Raw genomic sequence first — 17,954 nt, forward strand, 5'->3', positions numbered from 1 at the left:
TGCATTGTGCATGGGTGGATATTTTCTTCTAATTGTTAGCTGATTTTTTTAGTTATTTTTTCATAGCGATAATGAAGAGGGCGGAGATTGTTTAGGTGCATAAATAAGGTACATTTTTTCATAGCAGAAAAAGGGGCAAAGCGAGAGCCTCTTAAGCATCACCACAATTAACATTGCGAAGAGGATGAATATACCCAAATACGCCAATAGTTCTGCGGGTTGGTGGTGCTTTAAGAGCGGGCAGTGAAATTGGTAGTGTTGGTATTGATTGTGATTAAGTGATGATTTGTCACTGGCTATTGCTGATTGTTGAGCATTCTTTTGCAGTAATGTACTTGGGTCTATCCATTGCAGACCTTCTGCTGTACAAATTAATACTTTTTCAGTGAGCGGTGCTGTTAACCAATTACTATTGCCAGAAAATGCGGTTGGGTTAAGCACAACAATGGACGATAGAAAGCCGTTTAACACGATCGACAATATGATAAGCGCACTTACCCTACTACTATTTTCACGAAACCTTCTACGGCTAGCTTCCAATGCGCTTATCACTTCCTTATATAATTTCGAGCATGTTATCAAAAAATAGCTCAACATCGTAACTTGTTGTATTAATTGTTTTCCAATCGTTAAGTTGAGGTGACTTTATAAAGGGGAATTGCGGACGGGGAAAAATAAAAACTCAAAAAACGTTTTAGTGATAAACCTTAGGTAGCTCATTACAGCTAAGCTCATAAAGTGGTGGTTTTGGGCGTTAATATGCTCGTAAGATTTTGTCAAATGGCCAACCAATATAATTAGGTTGGCCATGATAACTGAGCTATTTAACAAAGTTGCTCGTTGGTTATTTCAATATATTACGGTTTATATTGTTTTTGAGGTCGGTCAAGGTTCCTTTGCTGGTATCTATGATGAAGTGGTCGCTGGCTTCACCTGTGGCAAAGCGTTCAAGAATGTAAAACAGCGATCCAAAACGATGTTTAAAAACATCTCCTACTTTTACGTCACCGAGGTTGTCTTCAACAGAGGCGTACACATTGGGCTTAAAATTGGTTAATGCTTCACTTACCAATTGGTATTGATGTAAACGTGTTTTTTCTATATCGCGGAATGCGAGTTCATCGGCATTGCGTAACCGATAAAAATCGGTTGCTAGCGTCATACCGTCCCATTGAGAAAGATCGCTTAGCTTGATCCCTTTCGCATTAGCCATTTTAGCTGCGAGTTCCTTTGCTGTATTCCAATCATGGTCGAACGTGGTAAGCAGCTTTTTATCATCACCTGATGGGCAACTATTTTTGTCATCCCCCGTTGCATTTTGCAGTTCGCAAAGAGAGATATTTGTATCAATAAGCGATAAAATCAGCATCTCTTCGCCATTCATTTTAAACAGTAGTTCGCGTATGTCTTCAGGCCACTCGTTAGGGAGAAAACGTAGCCTAGTTAGTTCTCGAATATGCCAGTCGGTTAGCTCGTAGTAATTTTCAGAGGTCAGGATATCTTTGTTCCAAATGCTGTCTGTTTGATTCAAGTTTTCCTGCATTAAGTAGTTGTATTCTGTTTCATAATGTTCAAACAGTTCATCAAACCGTGGCACATCTTCAATAATGACAGTTTCGACTTCAATCTTACTATCGGGCTGGATATTCAATATCTTATATGCAGGGACATAAGCCGCCAGTGACGGTGCCTGAATATTAAACAGGGTGTGCTTTTTGCCATCGATATTGTAGGTTTTAACACCAGTATCATTGAAATGCATATGACCTCCAACGTGCACATTAAGCCCGGTAGATGCTAGGGCTTTGCTGGTGTCACTTTCCGGATTGCGTGCCAGTTGGAAGTTGCCTTCGCCAAATATATCTTCAATCTCTTCTGATGCTCCGTTGTAGAAGTCGGTCATCGGAAAGTGACTAAATGAAATTAAGGTTTTATTTTTCTCTTTTGCTGCTTTCACGATATCGCTGATCCACGAAACCACATGTGCCTTATGGGTAAGCATCATGTTATATCCTGCATTGCCAGAACCATCGTATTGATTGGGGTTGCTTTCTCCCCCGATAGTAGATGCCTGCGGTTTATAGACATTGGCATCAATGGCGAGTAGCCATAACCCTTCAACGGGCTCTACTAAGTAACTGGTATCTGGAACTATCGAGCAGCTGGTGTACCCCTCTTGCTTGTATTCTCCGCCTGTACCTTCGTAGCAGATTTCATACTGGCGATTTGAATACTCGGCCTCGAGTTTTGCAGTTTCAAATTGATAATTTTGACGTGCTGCATCACTGCTGTAGGGGGTTTCAAAATAGATATAGTCTTGTTGTGGAGTGAAACCATGGCTAGATAAGATCGCCATGATCTCTTTGTATCCCCATTGTTTGATTTCCTCAGTGCAAATCGTGGGTAGTGGATTCCCTATATCAACCGTCGTCCATTCGGCGGTGTAATCGAAGTTGCATTCGTTTTTGCCTTTACTAAAGAGACGTTGTTCGGCGCCGTCTTTACCTAAGAAGTCACTCTTTCCCTCTGGGCGGGAAAAAGGCCGGACAGGATCATGGTTGCCGGGGGCGGCAAAAAATACTAAGCCGTGTTCTTCATGGTAACGATCAAGAATCTTAGCGAGGCCGCGCATGTGGATGGGTTGGCCATCATCACTGAAATCCCCCGGTAATGCGACATATTTAATTCCTTTTTCCACGACATCATCTAGCGCAGCGAGAAGTGCAAAGTAGTTCTCATTGAATAGGCGTGTGGAATTCATTTGTGCTTGCATGGTACGGATTGTGGCTTTGCTGTTGTTTTGGCTACTAGGGAGGCCAGAAAACGATCCATCTTCAAATGTTGCATAAACATCATGGAAATGAATATCTGGCATGAAGGCTACTTTTACCGGTTGCTGTAAGTCACCAGCTTGGGTGCTCTGGCTCTTTTCAGAAATATTGGCGCTGCAGCCACTGATCAATGCGGCCATCAGTATTGCTATGGGCGTTAGTCTGTTTTTGTCCATGTTTTACCTACATTATACTACTGTTTCACGAAATGGTCTGACAGTCGATGTCCGTCAGTTTTACTCTTCTTTCAGCACGCGAGATCGCGTTTATCATTGTTTTGGCAGAGTGGTTATTTGAACGACATATTGGAAATGACAGATAGGTGATCAGAAGAATAAATACCATCTCGGATGACATTTTTGTATTCAAAGGTATTTACAGTTAACGAATCATTAACAAATATGTAGTCAATGTCTTCGGAGGGCGCATTTCCGTAGCCATGGTAGGTGTACGCTTTGCCATTATCAGCTCCTTTGAATGGTGCTTTGGTGATCTCTCGGGCATCATTAAACAAGTTTGTGATCGCATGGTAGGACACGGTGTCGGTTCGTTCAAAATTCAGATCGCCAAGAACAATTACCGCATCATTTCCGTCACCAATGATCTCTTTTGCCCTATCACTCATTAATTTGGCGCTTTCTTGACGAGCAACTTTGCCGATATGATCAAAATGAGAATTAAACACCAATACACGTTTTCCTGTGCCTTTCTCTTCTAGCCTTACCCAAGTTGAAATTCGAGTCAGTTCGGCATCCCAGCCTATACTAGCAACCAGTTCGGGTGTCTTTGATAGCCAAAAGGTGCCACCGGACAGTTTCACATACTTGTCGGAACGATAGAAAATTGGGACGGCTTCACCTTTGGCGTTACCATCATCACGACCCACACCGACCCAGCTGTATTCAGGCAGATTTCTCGCAAGGTACATGATTTGATCGCTGAAGGGTTCTTGCAATCCAGCAATATCAATATTTTGGTCGTGAAAAATGGAGGTAACGATTTTTTTTCTATTTTCCCATGTATTGTTTCCGTCATAGATACTGCCAGAGACACTATCTTTGCTGTTTCTGACATTAAATGACATCACGTTAAAGTCATCAGCTATGGCAGGAAGTGAGCCAGAAATGGCTAGTAAAGAAAGAGTGAGTAAAGAAACGTTTTTTTTCATGTAGAGACCTTTTTCTTATTTAATTAAAAAACCAAGATTATTTTTAATTACGAACTTTAATAAATATATATTGATTGGTAAGTAATATTATTCTCGTAAGTTAAGTGTTTATATTTAGTGCGAGCTTAATTTAAATATTTAAATTCTATCGAGATCGAGATCACAAGTGGAATTAATTTGAGGTGTTTTTTTGGTTTTGTATTGCAGGTTGATATTTTATGGGTTATTTAAGTATTTTATGTTTTTCATGTGTATTTGATCTTGGGTTTTGATTGTGTAATGCAATAATGATTATGGTTGTGATTATGCGTATGCCATATTATTAATTGTGAGTTTTCTGTCTTCGATTTTCTTTTATCTGTTGGGGGGTTAAATGTTCATTTGTTATTTTACATTTATCCATAATTTCACGAAACGTGATCATACCCTCATATTTAGGTTGGGTTATAGAATAGAATCTACGGCAATACTTCACTGGATAATGAACTGAAATGAATAAATTTAGCCATAAAAAAATTGCAGAGGAGATAGACATGTTGTTGTCTATTCTTTGCCGTTTTTTTGCTGGGTTTATTTGTTGTAGTAATTATTTGGATTCAATGGAATCTGCAAGTGAATCTACCGTGTTGTCAGTCGATGATGAGTCTGTAGAAGGCACTTTTTATGAGCAGTGGTGTGAGATGTGGTCTGCATCAGTATCATTGATGAAGAGAGTGAATATAACTCACCATACAAAAGACGACTCAATGATTAAACAGAGTGAATTTGAATCGTTGTGCTTGGTAAAGCACATCAGCCAAATGGTTAAAGCTCTGTCTTACATTGTGATAGTAAGTTTCACTAATATGCTTAAGTCATGCGTATGCTCTTTGGTTTATAGAGTATTTCATGGCGAATGTGGAATGTATAACCGTTTGAAAACACAGCACCTTTTAGGTCGCTGTGTTTTTTTTTGCATGAATGAAAATAAGGAAGAATTATGTATATCGTATGTGTAGCTGCTTGTCCAACTGGCGTTGCCCACACCTTCATGGCTGCTGAAGCATTGGAAATTAAAGGTAAAGAGCTTGGAATTGAAATTAAAGTTGAAACTCAAGGGAGCATGGGGGCTGACAATATCATTTCGATGATGGATATCGAACGTGCTGATGCTGCTATCCTAGCTGCTGATGTAGCAATCAATGACGTTGAACGCTTCAGCGGCCTGCCAAAAATTGAATGTAGTGTTGCAGACCCGATTAAACATGGTGATGCACTGTTTGCAGCATTGAAACAGGAGGTTTTGTGATGGCAACGTTTAAAAGCAATAAGTCGATTGGTCTGGATTTAAAAAATGCGATTATGACCGGAGTTTCTTACATGCTTCCATTCATCATTGCCGGTGCGGTATTGATGGGGATTGCACGTATTGGGGCATCTATGTACGGCATAGAAAATATATGGGATGCCAGCCATAGTGAATCTGCAAATAACCTTATTCGTATTTTTCATGATTTCGATGGCTTTGGTGGTTTAGCACTCTCACTGATGCTACCGATTGTGGCTGGTTATATTGCCTTTGCTATTGCAAATAGGCCAGGGCTTGCACCAGGTATGATCGGCGGGATATTGGCTGGTTCTTTGGGGACGGGCTTTCTAGGGGCGCTGGTAGCTGGTCTTATCGCGGGTTATATCGTGAAATTCTTAGCTGAAAAAGTAAAGTTACCGCGTGCGCTGGCATCTGCTGGTCCAATTTTTATCCTACCTGTTGGCGGTACATTACTTACCTGCATTATCATGATGTATATTATTGGTGATCCGCTTTCTATGATGAACAAAGGTCTAGAGGCTTGGTTGTTATCCATGTCTGGTACCAATAAGGTTCTTTTGGCTGCGGTTATCGGTGGTATGGTAGGTTTTGATCTGGGGGGACCTGTAAACAAGGCTGCGGTAACGACTGCAATGGCACTACTTGCTTCTGGTATTTACGACCCAAATACTGCAGCTCAAGTAGCGATTATTATCCCGCCAATTGGTCTTGGCCTTGCGACTTTAATTTGGAAACACCGTTTTCCTGCTTCATTGCAGGAAGCTGGGAAGGCTTCCACCCTTATGGGGTTGATTGGTGTGTCTGAAGGAGCAATTCCATTCGCTCTGGCAAATCCTAAAATTATACTAATTAACGTTCTGGGCTCTGCAACGGGTGCTGCGATGGCTGTGGGTTTAGGTGCTGTTAATAAAGCGCCGATCTCTGGTTTTTATGGGTGGCTGGCTGTTGAAAACTGGTTTATATATATAATATCTATTGCCGTTGGTTCCCTTATTATTACACTTGGTTCACTACTGTTTTTCAAAGTGGACGAAAATAATGATGATAAGAAAAAAGAGATGGTAAAAACAGAATCAAAAACATTTAGTGTAACCCGTTAATTAGTTATTTAATGGTCATGTAGATATGTGGCCTTTATGTTTCAATTAATCCTGCATAAATAACTGGGAGGGTGAGTCTCACCTCGCTAATTTAATATGAAAAAAGTTCATCTTGTTCAACATACTCATTGGGATCGTGAGTGGTATTTCACAGAGAATGATTCTAAAGCATTACTTTATTATTTTATTGAAGATGTTATTTTTCAAATGGAAAGAGATATTTCTCTTCCTCCTTTTATTCTTGATGCTCAGCTTGTAGTTCTTGATGATTATTTTGATGTTGCGCCAGAAAATAAAAAGCGTATATCTGCATTAATTAAACAGGGTCGGATATTAATAGGCCCCTGGTATACCCAAACAGATTTTTTAATTGTTAGTGCAGAATCTATAACTAGAAATCTGTTATTGGGTATCAATGGCGCAGAGAAAGTTGGGCAAGTAATGAAGGTGGGTTATGTACCTGATTCATTTGGCCAAACTGCTCAGTTACCTATGTTTTTGAATGAATTTACTATCGATCGCGCAGTGGTGTGGCGTGGCTGGTCAGAACACGAGGTTGATAGTACGGAATTTATGTGGCGTTCTGCGGGGGGTGACACTGTCACTACAGCGGTATTTCCTTGGGGGTACGGTTGTGCCAAGTGGCTTCCTACCGATGAACCTAGTTTCACCAAAACCATCGTTGAAAAAGCTCGTAAGCAAAGCCAGTTTTCAGCTACTGACGTGGTCATATTGCCTAATGGTAATGATCAGTCACCATTTGAATACCAAGTGCCTGGAATGCTGGAGCGAGTAAACGCTGCGCAAGACGAGTACAACTTCAAAGCCAGCAGCTTTGATGCCTTTTTTGATGATTTGTCGCAGCAGAAAGGCTTACTCCCTACTTTTGAGGGGGAGCTACTTAACCCCAAGTATATGCGTATTCATCGGGGGATATTCTCAACACGAATGGATATCAAGCTACTAAATACAAAACTGGAAAAAACTGTCAGCCAGTATCTAGAGCCCTTGCTGTCTTTGAATATGCTCAATGGATTTCCTTATCCCCAGACAGCGGTAAATAACATCTGGCGAGAGGCGATGAAAAGCCATGCTCACGACAGTATCGGTTGTTGCAACTCTGATCGGGTCAACAGCATGGTCAGTAACCGGCTGCAATCTGGGATTGAAATGGCCGAACAGTTGATTGAACTGAACTTCAAAAAACTTTGTGACGGTATTACTGCTAGCCAACAGGGCACCAAGGTTGTTGTCTTTAACAGTGTACCTAAAAAGCGGGATTGTCAGGTTGAATTGACGATCTACACGCCAGCCAATTCGTTCTCACTGGTCGACGGCAATGGGAATCCGGTTTGCTTCCAGATCGTGGCGGAAGCAAGGCAGGACATGTCGACCATTATCCAAGAATTATCCAACGATACGACCATCACGTGGTACCGAAAAATCAGTTTATTGGCGGATGTAAAGGATATCCCAGCATTCGGCTACACAACGATTTATATTCAAGAAAGTAACGAAGGTCTTCTTGAAACGCAGAGTGAAGAAGCCTTTGGCGAAACAATTGAAGTATCCAATCGTTGGTTATCGTTGAAAGTAGAAGCAGACGGATCATTAACCTTGTTGGACAAGCGGTCGGGTAAATCTTTTTATCGTGTATTTGAGCTGACCAATGGCTCAGACGAAGGGGATAACTATAACTTTTCTCCGCTTGCCGATGATTGGGTGATCAGTAGCTTGGGACAAGCGGTTAACTACCGTGTTACCCACGGTGAGTTGGTCAGTACATTGGAGGCCCGACACGTAATCAAGGTACCGAAAGATCTTAGTGAGAGGAAAAAACGTCAGGCGAGCCGAGAGCTGATCATTAATATGACTTTAACCCTTCCTCATAACAGGGCGAGTATTGATGCAAACGTGGTAGTGGAAAATAACATCGAGGATCATCGTATTCAGGTCTTGTTCCCGACAGGCATCATGTCGGATGTTCATTATGCAGACCAACCCTTTGGACTGATCCGTCGCGAAAACCAGCCGAAGGTGATGGATATCTGGAAGGAAGAAAACTGGACTGAAGCGCCGGTTGCTCTTTATCCCATGCTGAGCACTGTATATATGAATGACGATACACAGGGATTGGCTATTGTTGCTGACGGGATCCGTGAATATGAGATCCACGACAACAGTCCCGAGACTATCGCCATAACGCTGCTACGATCTGTGGGCTGGTTGGGGCAAGCGAATTTGACCTACCGACCAGGTCGCGCCTCGGGCATGGTTTTACCATCACCGGACTCTCAAATTCAAGGTATGCATGCGTTTACATTTAGTTTGATCCCGCAAGACAACGGCGCTGATGATACGTTTTGGCGTGTCGTCGAAGACGTTAAAACACCACCGCTGGTGTATGTTGGTACTGACTGGTCGCGATTTAGAATGAATGGCCATTCGCTGAAATTCCCCGAACAATACAGTGTGTTTGAGTGGAACACATCGCTTCATTTCAGCACAGTTAAAAAAGCAGAGTCTTCTGACGATCTTATTATTCGGACCTTCAACCCCAGTATTGAGCCGATGGATATGGGCACGTTGAGATCATCGTTGGGTAAAAGAATTACCCGCTGTAGCTTGTCTGAACAGGCCAAAGGAAAGCTGAATGTGTCGGTTCAAGCCTGCACGCCTATTACGTTAAGAGTTGAAAGCTAATATGTTAGAAATTCATTTTATCTGCCCGCTTCCTAATGGGGTGCATGCACGTCCGGCGACCGAAATTGAATTGCGCGCCAATAAATTTAAGTCAGACATTACTATCGAAAACGTGACCAAGAAGACTAGCGCAAATGCGAAAAGCGTGCTGTCCATGATTGGTGCCGATATATTATTGGGTGATGAGTGCCGATTCATTATTCAAGGGGAAGATGAGCAAGAAGCACATCGGCACTTGGGGATATTTGTTGATCAAGAACTGACGGGAATCGATAGCCCACAGGCCGAAGTAACAGGCAGAGAGGCTAAAGCTCTGCCTGGGTATTTGAGAAGAACTAAACCGAATCTACTTAGAGGTAGTATTGCGGCCAGCGGTATTGGGCGTGGTAGGCCTGAGGTGGTGGGATGCGTTGATCTTCATGCACTAGCGGCAGAGCTGCCAGTGGTCTCTCTGGATGACAAAGTGGCTGCTATTGATCTTGCTTTAACTAAAACAAGGCAAGATCTTGAAGACCAAATAGCACTTGCGGGGGATGACGTCAGAACGATCCTGACCGCGCACCTGTCTATTCTCAATGATGCCACCTTGACTGCGAACATTGAAAAAAATCTGGGGCAATGCAATGCCGTTGCTGTAATTGCCGCAACCAGCGATGAACTCTGTGAGTCATTGCTTCACAGTGAAAGCGCTTATCTGCGCGAGCGAGCGCTGGATATCAGAGACATTGCCTCGCGCCTTGCCAGTAATATTGTTGGGTATTCCGTTTCTGCGGATATGCACCTGACTCAAGATAGCGTGATTATTTCTAATAGCCTGCTGACACCCAGTCAACTTCTTGCATTGCCACTGGATAAAATTAAAGGCTTAGTCATGGGAGAGGGCGGTGACACCTCTCATACTGTGATCTTGGCACGTTCATTTGGTATTCCCACACTGAGCGGAATAAAAGAGGCGGCTACACTCTGTCGACAAGCCAGCGTAGTGATCCTTGACGCGGATATTGGTGCATTGGTGATAGATCCAAGCTCCGATACTGATCGTTACTATATGCTTGAGGCTCAGAAAAAAGAATTAATAGAGCGCAGGCTTAAGATGGTTAAGTTTCGAAAGATTGCGACCAAAGACCACGTGCCTGTTAATGTTTCAGCCAACATTGTGACATCTGGTGAAATCGATACGGTATTGGACAATGGTGCCGATGGGGTCGGACTTTATCGTACTGAAATGCTGTTTTGTGAGTGTAGCGCACCACCTTCGGAGCAAGAACAGTTTGACCATTACAGGCGGGTTATTGAAAAAGCACAAGGCAAGAAGGTTATCATACGTACGCTCGATATCGGTGGTGATAAACCGTGTGAGTTTATGGGGTTCCCGAACGAAGAAAACCCGTTTCTTGGTTATCGTGCCATTCGTATGTACTCAGAGTATATCGAGATAATAAAAAACCAGTTTCGCGCGTTAATTCGTGCGAGCCAGTTTGGCGATGTATCGATTATGGTACCGATGATATCCAATCTCGATGAAATCCGTTGGATTCGTTCACTACTCGATGCTCTGCGAACAGAGCTTGAACAACAAGGAGTTGCGATCGGCAAGGTGTCTTTGGGGATCATGGTGGAGGTTCCATCTACGCTGTACTTGCTTGAAAAATCTTCGGAATATATTGATTTTGTGTCTATCGGAAGTAATGACCTGACTCAGTATTTCTTTGCCTGCGATCGCGGAAACGAGCATGTAGCTTACCTTTATAATCATCGTGACCCCAGCTTTCTGGCACTGATCCGAGACATTGTTGCCCGTGCAAACTCTGCAGGGTTGGACGTAAGTATGTGTGGTGAAATGGCTGCAGACCCAGTGTCTATTCCGTTGCTTGTTGGTGCGGGGCTGCAAAATTTCAGTATGTCTGCGTCGCGTATCGGATTAACAAAGGAACTGGTTGAGAGCCTTAGCCAAAGCTCCTGCCAAACTTTGTTGGAAGAAGCGATTTCTTCTGAGTCATCAAAGGCAGTGACAGCGTTGGTGGAGGAAGCATTTGCGGTTAATCAGCAGAAATATATCTTGGATGAAAGCCTAATCTTTACCCATCAATCATTGGCGACTAAGGCTGATGTGATTAAGGTGCTTACCGATAATCTAGAAGTACAACAGCGTACTGGAACTGCAGCAGATGTAGATCGAGATATTTGGGAACGTGAAGCTATATTCTCGACTGCACTCGGATTCTCCGTAGCTGTTCCACATTGTAAGTCGGAATATGTTATCCACAACAGCTTGTCGGTGATGACACTCGAGAAGCCAATATCATGGGGGGAAGGTATCGATGTGGAGATGATCATTATGATCACGGTGAACAAGAGTGATAGCGACGATACACATATGAAGGTTTTCTCAAAAATTGCCCGCAAACTAATGCATGAAGAATTTAGAAATGCACTTCTTAATTCGTCTGATCGTCAGGATGTCCTAGCGCTGATGCAGGAAACTATTACCGTATAACCGGTGTTGATATATTCATTAATAAGGAAGGTCAGCCTATTATGCTGGCCTTACATCACTATGGCTAATACAAACCGAAACGGATTGGTGTTGCTTTCTCTGACTTTTTTGTCATGGGGGCTACTTACATCCGCAAATAGTATTCTTGTCCCTCACTTTCAGTCGCTTTTTGGACTGAATTATAAGCAGTCTATGTTGGTACAGATAGCCTTTTATCTGGCCCCTTTTGTGACCTGTATTCCCTGTTCACAAGTGATGAACAGATTAGGTTATAAAGTATCATTGAGCCTGTCGTTACTTCTGGCAGCTGTGGGCGGTTGCTCTTTTAGCTTCGCTATTGCCATGGGTTCTTTTACTGGTTCTCTTGTTGGTATATTTGTGATTGCGCTTGGTGTTGCTGCAATGCAGGTGGTTGCAAACCCTTATGTTACGCAGATAGGTGAAGTCAGAACGGCATCTCGACGGTTAACTTTTACATCGTCGATCAATTCACTCGGCACGACTTTGGCTCCGCTAATCCTTGGTATAACATTGGCGTCAGCAGGGGTTGAGAATATTTATCTTATTCTCTCTGTTGGTTTGTTGCTCTTAAGTTTACTTACTTGGAAAGGACCGTTGCAAGATGTACGGGGGAAAGGAGGGGTTAAGTTGCATGGCCAGCTGATTGCACTAACGAATCACAAACCTTTCTTACTTGGTGCTGTAACTATCTTTGTTTATGTCGGTGTTGAAGTAGCAATTGGAACAGTCACTATCAGTTACTTGAGTGATAAAAATATCGTCAACTTAACGAGTACTGCAGCGGCAAGTTTGATCAGCCTATATTGGGCTGGATCGATGGTTGGTCGTTTTGCTTACAGCTTTTTGGGTCGTAAGGTCGAGTCAATGAGGGCTTTATTTTTCAGCGCATTACTCGCCGTTCTGCTTATTATCCTCGCCATGTTTAATGGCAATGTATTTGGCGCAGTCTGCCTGATAGCAATAGGCCTATGTAACTCATTTATGTATCCGGTAATTTTTTATAAATCGATTGAAGGGCTAAAAGATCTAACCAGCTCAGGTTCCGCAGTGCTGGTGATGTGTAGTGTCGGTGGTGGTATAGTTCCTTTCGTTCAGGCAAGTCTGATTGACCATACCAGTATCCCATTTAGTTATATAGTGCCGCTGCTGGGCTATCTGATAATTGCCAGTTATGGGTTATATAGCAAATCCTCAAGTTCGAAGCGCTGACGAGTGCCTCGCTATCAAATATTCGCTACACTGACTGTATATTTAAATTCATACAATCAGGTCATGGTTATGAACAAAAGTAGTTCTGTTATGTCTCATCTTTTAGTTATGGTGAGTTTTTGTATTGGGGGTAATGTATTCGCTGGTGTGATAGACCCTGACTGTACACCAGAAAAAGCCATGAAAAGCACAGCGGCTAAAGCGACAGTTGGCGTAAGTGGGCGATGTTCACCGACAGAAGCCGCAAAGGATACGGCGACAAAATCGGTGGGTAATGCATTGCCTAATGATGGTGTAGCAGGAAAAGCCGTTGATATGGCAACTCCAGATAAAGATCAAGGCGCATTAAAAAAAGCGGGCAAAGCGGCGTCTAATTAGATCAACCGAATAAGGAACATGAAGTTGAGCGTTTTAAAGCATTAATCAAAACACCTTTCTATTTTCTTTGCTGATTGAAAGAAAATAGAAAGGTGTTTTTTGTCATTGTAATAGTTATAAACAATATTTCGGTTAGTATTGGCTGCCTAAATTAAAGTAATTATATACATTGGGAATATAAGACATATTGATGGTTAAGGGTAATAATGAAAATTAGTTTGGTCCAGATGGATGTCATTCATAAAGATGTGGCAGGTAATATTGCCTTGCTAGATCAGCTTATGAACCAAGCAGTCAATAATGCTATTGATATATCTGGTGGTGGTCTAGGTGAACTGGTTGTTACGCCTGAACTTTTTTCGACGGGCTATCTTTTTGACCACCCAGGCGAGATCCATCAATTAGCAGAAAGCATTGATGGAAAAACGGTTACGTCTTTGATTACACTTGCTAAGAAGTATCACGTTACTTTGGTTGCTGGTATTGCAGAAAAGCGACATGGTGAATTTTATAATAGTGTCATTGTTGTTAATGAATCAGGTTTGCAAGAAGTTTATCGAAAGTTAGCGCTTACTAATGTCGATAAGCAGTATTTCTCTCGTGGTGATGAATTAGTTACGTTTAAATTACAAGGAATATGTTTCGGTATCGCTATTTGTTTTGATCTATGGTTCCCTGAAATTACCCGCTTGTACGCACAACGTGATGTTGATGTGTTATTGCATCCTGCCAATTTTGGCGGTGAGCAAAGCTTAGTAATTAGCCGTGCCCGTGCTATTGAAAATGCAATGTATGTTGCAACGTGTAATCGCGTTGGGATAGAAGAAACTCAAGCGATTAGTGGTCATTACTGTGGTGGTAGCCAAATCATCGACCCAACAGGAAATGCATTAATTCAAGCTGACGATCAACAAGCATTACTCACCGTTGAGCTGCCTATTTTGACCGGCAATAAACCGAAACGAGTGATTGGTGTCCCAATGCTGGATGAAGCGTTATGTATAAATACAGTATTACAGGTATCAGATAAGCATTCATTAAATTGATGAAGTGAAGAATAGTATGTCAGGTTTTTGTTATAAAGCCTGAAATCTGAATGGGCATCAAGAAGCGAAGATAAAATCATACACAGACTAAATTGTGTTCATAGACTGTTAGGAGAACGGTGACTTAAGAGAGTATTTATTGATGGAAAAATATAACCTTTACCAAGCTAGCTATCAGCGTTGTATGGGCAATGATGATTTTTTACCTTTATTCTATTCGTTATTTATAAATGCAGATATTGCTATTAAAGATATGTTTGGAAGTACGGATAAAGAACAGCAAATACTTACATTAAAAGCATCTCTCGCGATGCTCCAGCCTGCTCAAGACCTAATTACTCACGAACAGTTAATCAAAAGTATTGCCCTACGCCATAAAAAAATGAATATTGCTCCTCATTTATTCAATGTTTGGTTTGATTGTTTAATGCAAGCCGTCAAACAATACGACCCTCAGTATAATGAGGACTTGCATACCATCTGGCGCGAGCAACTCGATTTTGGAATAAAGCTAATGACCAAAGAAAGTCAGTAGCTTGTTGTTTGCATGTAGTGTTCAGCGCTTCATTCAACTTTCGGGATGATTGGGGTATGCGCCTCTCCCTATATTCAATACTGCTTCTCATCTTGTATTATGACTAAACCGTGAGATGATGATTTTCCGCATTCATTATCAATATTCCGCGTGAAAACCTCATTTTTTGTCTTAACAAGGCATAACTGCTGCAATCGCCCTTGATAGAATTTTAATCTCGAAAACTATTCGTGAAAACAATCTCGAAAACATCATGTGTATCTCATAAAAGGACGATCATCTATGCCACTACTGACAGGCACATTGACCCATTTTTCTAACCATAAAGCACATTCAGATACTGAATATTCTGCCGATCAGCGCACTATTTTAAGCGTGGAAAGTGCAGATCAAGCTATCAGTGATATCACACAGTGGCCGGGTTACGCTGTCACGCCATTGCATTCATTGAATGATATTGCGATATCAACAGGGCTTGAGAAGTTGTGGTACAAAGATGAATCACAGCGCTTTGGTTTAAAAAGCTTTAAAGCATTGGGTGGCGCTTATGCCGTGGCACGTCAGTTACAAGCGGTGCTGACGGTTCGATATGGAAAAACCCCCACGATTACGGATTTATTGGCTGGTAAGTGGCAATCTGAAGCTGCTGAAATTGTGGTGAGCTGCGCGACGGATGGCAACCATGGTCGTTCAGTTGCTTGGGGGGCACAGATGTTTGGTTGTGGCTGTGTGATTTACATTCACCGCGATGTATCGGAAGGGCGTAAGCAAGCGATGGAAGCTTTTGGTGCTGAGGTTGTTCGTATCAGCGGCAATTATGATGAATCGGTGCGTTTGGCTGACTCTGAAGCTAAAGCGCATAATCGCGTGATTGTGTCAGATACTTCGTATGAAGGTTACATGGAGATCCCAAAAGATGTGGCATTGGGTTATACCGTGATGCTGGCTGAAATTGTGGAACAATTGAACGATGAAATCCCAACACATGTTTTTGTACAAGGTGGTGTGGGTGGTTTAGCCTCAGCAGTATGTGGTTACTTTTGGGATTTATGGGGTAAACAGCGCCCACGTTTCATTATCGTAGAACCAGAGCAAGCAAACTGTCTTCAGCAAAGTGCACAGGCGGGCAAACCTGTTGTTGTTGGTGGCGACCTTGATACCTTAATGGCAGGCTTGGCGTGCGGTGAAGTGTCGAGCTTGGCGTGGACTATTCTGGAAAATGGTGCTGATGACTTCATGACTCTCAGTGAAGATGCTATTCCCCAAGCGATGCGCTTACTCGCGAAAGGCTATCAAGCCGATACTGCAATTGAAGCGGGTGAATCTGCAGTGCCGGGTTTTGCGGCGGCTGTATTAGCCCGCCAACATCCTGAATTTGCACAAGCGATGCAATTGGACACATCAAGTCGCGTGTTAGTGATTGGTACTGAAGGGGCGACTGATCCCGACCTGTATAAACAGCTTATCTCTGAATAGCTAATTGCTTAATAGTAAGTGATTTATTAGTAGTTAGTTAATAGTAAAAAAACGGTGTGAAGCTGATCTTCGCACCGTTTTTTTATCAATCTTGTTGGTCATCAATTGGGATGGTCAGGCCCACTTTGACTGGATCCATCACTACATTGGTTTGAAAGCTTTTGATATTAGCGTTATCAAAGAAGGCTTCACGGGTGAAATTATCGTATCCCTCCATATCGACAGCCGTCACAATCAAAATGAAATCTGAACTGCCTGTTACGTAATAACACTGTTGAACAGATCGGTTAGCATTCATCTCTTTTTTAAAGTTGTGCATCAAATCTACACGTTCGCGTTCTAACGTTACTTGAACCACAAAAGTCATCGCATGCCCAATCGCTTTTGGGTTGATGACTGATACGTCAGCTTGAATGATGCCCTGTGCACGCATACGTTTTAAACGACGTTGAACTGCAGCTGGCGATAACCCTACCTGTTCTGCAATCTGATCTGACGTTGTTCGGTTCGATACTTGAACAATATCCAGAATTTTACGATCGAAATTGTCTACGGATGGGGTCGGTGAATGAGCCATACCAATGTATTCCTTGTTTTTTTGTTGTGAAAATGTTGCTCGTTTTATGTGACCGATCTAAAGGTAATTTTTATCACGTAACGTACGTGTTTGGCTCGGTAATGAAAAAGTACTATAGCGCAAGAAAAATGCGGATATTCCGCATTATTTAGGGTGTTTTGAAGGAATTTCTTTAATGCGCTCGAGGCATTATTGATCTTGTAAACGAAATGTAAAGAAAAGAGTCGTGTGAAATTGGTTGGATTGTAAATAAGTGATGATTACATCGTTTTAACAATGACAAGGATAGATTGTATGAAGGTTGAAACTGTTGTTCCACGATTTGAATTAGAACATTTGGCCCCTGCTGGACGCATTGGCGTTGTGGCATTGGCGACAGATTTCAATATCGAAAGCGATCTACGTCAGTTATACCCGAGCGATGTACAAGCATTTACTAGTCGTGTGCGTAATGTAAACCCGTTAACGATCGAAAACCTGCGTAGCATGGCACCAGGGATCAGTGCAGCCGCTGATACTATTCTTCCTGGTACCGATTTGGATGTGATCATCTACGCATGTACGTCGGGTACGGTAGCCATTGGCAGTCAACGTATTACGGACCTAGTGCATCAAATACGTCCAGGCGTCGCGGTGACTAATCCTGTAACCGCCGCTCTAGCCGCTTTTGATATTTTAGAAGCCAAACGCATTTCTATTCTGACGCCTTATACCGATGACGTGAATCGAGATGTGGCAACACTGTTTACTGAGCAAGGTTATGACGTACTGAACATTGCCGGTTTTGGCTTTGAAGATGACACCGCGATGACTTACATCTCGCCACAAGATATTCAGCAAGCGGCATTGAAAGTGTGTGATCCTGACGCTGATTTGTTATTTATTTCTTGTACGGCTTTACGCGCAGCAGGCGTTATTGAACACCTTGAAGCGACGTTGAATAAACCCGTTGTCAGTAGTAATCAAGTACTGGCGTGGCACTCATTACGCCTTGTGAATTACCCACAACCCGTTAACGGATTTGGGGTGTTAATGGCAAAGCACCTCGCGCAATAACATGATTTTATATTTTATTTCCAGTCTTTGAATATAGGGCCCACCGCC

Annotated in this window: 15 protein-coding genes; 11 read left to right on the forward strand and 4 right to left on the reverse strand. The window is 42.4% G+C overall.

Going from position 1 to position 17,954, the window contains the following annotated elements; genetic code table 11:
* Window positions 1-60: 60 nt before the first annotated feature.
* The 3 genes from C9J48_RS08635 to C9J48_RS08645 all read right to left on the reverse strand — a co-directional run bounded on the left by C9J48_RS08635 (window position 61) and on the right by C9J48_RS08645 (window position 3,999).
* Window positions 61-471 (reverse strand): hypothetical protein, encoded by a 411-nt coding sequence (locus C9J48_RS08635; RefSeq protein WP_006228607.1) that lies wholly within the window; start codon window positions 469-471, stop codon window positions 61-63.
* Between the two features lie 373 nt (window positions 472-844).
* Window positions 845-3,007, reverse strand: a complete 2,163-nt coding sequence (locus C9J48_RS08640; RefSeq protein WP_036802447.1) for a metallophosphoesterase family protein — start codon at window positions 3,005-3,007, stop codon at window positions 845-847.
* Window positions 3,008-3,120: 113 nt separating this feature from the next.
* Window positions 3,121-3,999, reverse strand: coding sequence for an endonuclease/exonuclease/phosphatase family protein (locus tag C9J48_RS08645; RefSeq protein ID WP_006228605.1), 879 nt, complete (start codon window positions 3,997-3,999; stop codon window positions 3,121-3,123).
* A gap of 491 nt (window positions 4,000-4,490) precedes the next feature.
* Between C9J48_RS08645 and C9J48_RS08650 the strand changes: the two genes are divergently transcribed.
* The 10 genes from C9J48_RS08650 to C9J48_RS08695 all read left to right on the forward strand — a co-directional run bounded on the left by C9J48_RS08650 (window position 4,491) and on the right by C9J48_RS08695 (window position 16,273).
* Entirely contained in the window at window positions 4,491-4,997 is a 507-nt protein-coding gene (locus C9J48_RS08650; protein ID WP_006228604.1) for a hypothetical protein, read from the forward strand.
* Window positions 4,979-5,287 carry a PTS fructose transporter subunit IIB gene (locus C9J48_RS08655; RefSeq protein WP_006228603.1) on the forward strand — a complete coding sequence of 103 codons (309 nt, stop codon included), beginning with the start codon at window positions 4,979-4,981 and terminating at the stop codon, window positions 5,285-5,287. The genes C9J48_RS08650 and C9J48_RS08655 overlap by 19 nt, the downstream gene beginning before the upstream one ends.
* Window positions 5,287-6,408, forward strand: coding sequence for a PTS fructose transporter subunit IIC (locus tag C9J48_RS08660; RefSeq protein WP_006228602.1), 1,122 nt, complete (start codon window positions 5,287-5,289; stop codon window positions 6,406-6,408). Before C9J48_RS08655 ends, C9J48_RS08660 begins: the two co-directional genes overlap by 1 nt.
* 96 nt (window positions 6,409-6,504) lie before the next feature.
* Entirely contained in the window at window positions 6,505-9,111 is a 2,607-nt protein-coding gene (locus C9J48_RS08665; protein ID WP_006228601.1) for a glycoside hydrolase family 38 N-terminal domain-containing protein, read from the forward strand.
* Window position 9,112: 1 nt separating this feature from the next.
* A complete protein-coding gene (gene ptsP / locus C9J48_RS08670; protein ID WP_036802444.1) occupies window positions 9,113-11,608 on the forward strand; it encodes a phosphoenolpyruvate--protein phosphotransferase in 2,496 nt (831 codons plus the stop codon).
* Window positions 11,609-11,668: 60 nt separating this feature from the next.
* Entirely contained in the window at window positions 11,669-12,838 is a 1,170-nt protein-coding gene (locus C9J48_RS08675; RefSeq protein ID WP_036802441.1) for an MFS transporter, read from the forward strand.
* Window positions 12,839-12,907: 69 nt separating this feature from the next.
* Window positions 12,908-13,216 (forward strand): hypothetical protein, encoded by a 309-nt coding sequence (locus C9J48_RS08680; RefSeq protein ID WP_036802438.1) that lies wholly within the window; start codon window positions 12,908-12,910, stop codon window positions 13,214-13,216.
* 206 nt (window positions 13,217-13,422) lie between these two features.
* Window positions 13,423-14,262 carry a carbon-nitrogen hydrolase family protein gene (locus tag C9J48_RS08685; RefSeq protein WP_006228597.1) on the forward strand — a complete coding sequence of 280 codons (840 nt, stop codon included), beginning with the start codon at window positions 13,423-13,425 and terminating at the stop codon, window positions 14,260-14,262.
* A gap of 142 nt (window positions 14,263-14,404) precedes the next feature.
* Complete coding sequence (locus tag C9J48_RS08690; protein ID WP_006228596.1) at window positions 14,405-14,797, forward strand: globin; 393 nt, start codon at window positions 14,405-14,407, stop codon at window positions 14,795-14,797.
* Window positions 14,798-15,079: 282 nt separating this feature from the next.
* The gene (locus C9J48_RS08695; protein WP_006228595.1) at window positions 15,080-16,273 is read left to right on the forward strand and encodes a diaminopropionate ammonia-lyase; all 1,194 of its coding nucleotides are present in this window, start codon (window positions 15,080-15,082) and stop codon (window positions 16,271-16,273) included.
* Between the two features lie 85 nt (window positions 16,274-16,358).
* Here C9J48_RS08695 and C9J48_RS08700 read toward each other — a convergent pair whose 3' ends face one another.
* Window positions 16,359-16,850 carry an Lrp/AsnC family transcriptional regulator gene (locus tag C9J48_RS08700; RefSeq protein ID WP_006228594.1) on the reverse strand — a complete coding sequence of 164 codons (492 nt, stop codon included), beginning with the start codon at window positions 16,848-16,850 and terminating at the stop codon, window positions 16,359-16,361.
* A gap of 294 nt (window positions 16,851-17,144) precedes the next feature.
* Here C9J48_RS08700 and C9J48_RS08705 point away from each other — a divergent pair, with 294 nt between their 5' ends.
* Window positions 17,145-17,906, forward strand: a complete 762-nt coding sequence (locus tag C9J48_RS08705; protein ID WP_006228593.1) for a maleate cis-trans isomerase family protein — start codon at window positions 17,145-17,147, stop codon at window positions 17,904-17,906.
* Window positions 17,907-17,954: the final 48 nt, after the last annotated feature.

Origin of the sequence: Photobacterium profundum (assembly GCF_003026285.1) — a bacterium.
GTDB classification, from domain to species: domain Bacteria; phylum Pseudomonadota; class Gammaproteobacteria; order Enterobacterales; family Vibrionaceae; genus Photobacterium; species Photobacterium profundum.

Excerpts from the sequence above, each read along its gene's own strand:
- C9J48_RS08640 (WP_036802447.1), bottom strand. The coding sequence starts at position 3,007 with ATGGACAAAAACAGACTAACGCCCATAGCAATACTGATGGCCGCATTG.
- C9J48_RS08645 (WP_006228605.1), bottom strand. The coding sequence starts at position 3,999 with ATGAAAAAAAACGTTTCTTTACTCACTCTTTCTTTACTAGCCATTTCT.
- C9J48_RS08650 (WP_006228604.1), top strand. The coding sequence starts at position 4,491 with ATGAATAAATTTAGCCATAAAAAAATTGCAGAGGAGATAGACATGTTG.
- C9J48_RS08655 (WP_006228603.1), top strand. The coding sequence starts at position 4,979 with ATGTATATCGTATGTGTAGCTGCTTGTCCAACTGGCGTTGCCCACACC.
- C9J48_RS08660 (WP_006228602.1), top strand. The coding sequence starts at position 5,287 with ATGGCAACGTTTAAAAGCAATAAGTCGATTGGTCTGGATTTAAAAAAT.
- C9J48_RS08665 (WP_006228601.1), top strand. The coding sequence starts at position 6,505 with ATGAAAAAAGTTCATCTTGTTCAACATACTCATTGGGATCGTGAGTGG.
- ptsP (WP_036802444.1), top strand. The coding sequence starts at position 9,113 with ATGTTAGAAATTCATTTTATCTGCCCGCTTCCTAATGGGGTGCATGCA.
- C9J48_RS08675 (WP_036802441.1), top strand. The coding sequence starts at position 11,669 with ATGGCTAATACAAACCGAAACGGATTGGTGTTGCTTTCTCTGACTTTT.
- C9J48_RS08680 (WP_036802438.1), top strand. The coding sequence starts at position 12,908 with ATGAACAAAAGTAGTTCTGTTATGTCTCATCTTTTAGTTATGGTGAGT.
- C9J48_RS08685 (WP_006228597.1), top strand. The coding sequence starts at position 13,423 with ATGAAAATTAGTTTGGTCCAGATGGATGTCATTCATAAAGATGTGGCA.
- C9J48_RS08690 (WP_006228596.1), top strand. The coding sequence starts at position 14,405 with ATGGAAAAATATAACCTTTACCAAGCTAGCTATCAGCGTTGTATGGGC.
- C9J48_RS08695 (WP_006228595.1), top strand. The coding sequence starts at position 15,080 with ATGCCACTACTGACAGGCACATTGACCCATTTTTCTAACCATAAAGCA.
- C9J48_RS08700 (WP_006228594.1), bottom strand. The coding sequence starts at position 16,850 with ATGGCTCATTCACCGACCCCATCCGTAGACAATTTCGATCGTAAAATT.
- C9J48_RS08705 (WP_006228593.1), top strand. The coding sequence starts at position 17,145 with ATGAAGGTTGAAACTGTTGTTCCACGATTTGAATTAGAACATTTGGCC.